We start from the raw sequence: 1,416 nt of genomic DNA, 5'->3' as shown, positions 1-1,416 counted from the left end.
CGAGATTACCCTATCAGCAGCGCAGATATACGGTGGGCTATCGGGCACTACATCAAGCAAATTCACCAAACAGGGATGCCAGAATTATGAGGGGATCCCCCAGCGCCGCGTTAATGGGCGCGCCGCATTTTGCGCGTCCCAGTGAGTGATAGCGAACGAATTGAACGCCTTGTTAGTGTTTGCTTGGCACATAACTCGCTACATACGCTTTACTAAGGTTTTTACCCAAGACATGCAAGTTTCAATTGCCCAGTCAGTTTGCTGCTGTGAAAGCTTTGGCATTTCTTCACTTCCTGCGCCATGACCAAAAGGATTTCTCACTGCTGCAAAAAAAGCTTTCAAAGCATCTCGCTCCCAGTCACTGATAAATGCGCCATTCTTTTTGCTACCCAAGTTCTCTATATAGTTTTGTGCGCCTTTTTCCCCGCCGTGCGTCCATCCTTTCTGGTCGGAAATAATCTTAATAGCGCTTTCCAAAGCTCGAGCTGCATAGAAGGCAGGGTCTCTACCATTGCTATCTCTGAGATCTACTGCCTCCTTCATATCGATGTCGACATTTTCCCAGAGCGGGTCTTTAGTTATGTCCCAGAACGCTCTTTCAATCTGTTCTTCTAGCAGTTCGTCATCAGAAATCTGTATAAAGCCATTATGATAATTAAGATTGAAGTTTGCTCGACGTAGACGTTCATTTAATTCTTCAACGGAAGCTTGAAATGATGCATTAATTGTTTCGTTAAATGCTTTTAAGCCATCTGCTCGGTTACCCGGAATTCTGATGCCTCCAGGTTTAACTCGCTTATCTTGGATTTGGGCATCCAACAATTGCTTCGGCAAATTGCTATTAATTTCATTAAGTTGATTCTCTCGCTCACGAAACGCTAGCTCAATAAAGCTCAGTCTTTCTTTAATGAACCTATCAGCAGATACTGTCCCATCAAATTTTGAGTTAACAAAATCTTTGCAGACCTTTTCCATAGACCAAGCCCCACTTTGAGTGACAGGCTTACCATTATAAATTGTGTTGAAATGATATCGTTTTGGAGAAAGCTCATCCAAGCCAAGCTCCATACTTAACTTGTCATGGATCGATGTCCAACTCGCTTTCGAGGCGGGATTTTCTTTGCCATCCCTGTAATATGGAAATAGCTGCTCACTTACTATGCGAAATCCCTGAACTAAGAAGCGCTCCTCCACATCTGTGAAGGCTTCCCACATCTGGATTCCAAGGTAACGGTCTGCAAATATATCAGTTAGCATTATGCTTCTTTATTATCTCTCGTGTTTGCCTGTGTTGAGAACACTAACGCCTCGTTCTAAGGAATCCCCTCATAATATTGATTCCTTTCAATAAGATAGACACGCATGAGGCGATTTGATCTAATTACTTTCGCCAAAAAACAAACAGATAAACACCCC

1 protein-coding gene is annotated in these 1,416 nt (G+C 43.1%); it reads right to left on the bottom strand.

What is annotated here, in order from left to right; translation table 11 throughout:
• Nucleotides 1-198 precede the first annotated feature (198 nt).
• Complete coding sequence (locus CBE68_RS18825; protein WP_158100677.1) at nt 199-1,257, bottom strand: AbiJ-NTD4 domain-containing protein; 1,059 nt, start codon at nt 1,255-1,257, stop codon at nt 199-201.
• Nucleotides 1,258-1,416: the final 159 nt, after the last annotated feature.

This window comes from Neiella marina, assembly GCF_002165625.1.
GTDB lineage: Bacteria > Pseudomonadota > Gammaproteobacteria > Enterobacterales > Neiellaceae > Neiella > Neiella marina.
Note: the sequence above shows the minus strand (reverse complement) of the source record. Positions and strands in the feature narration are given on the sequence as shown.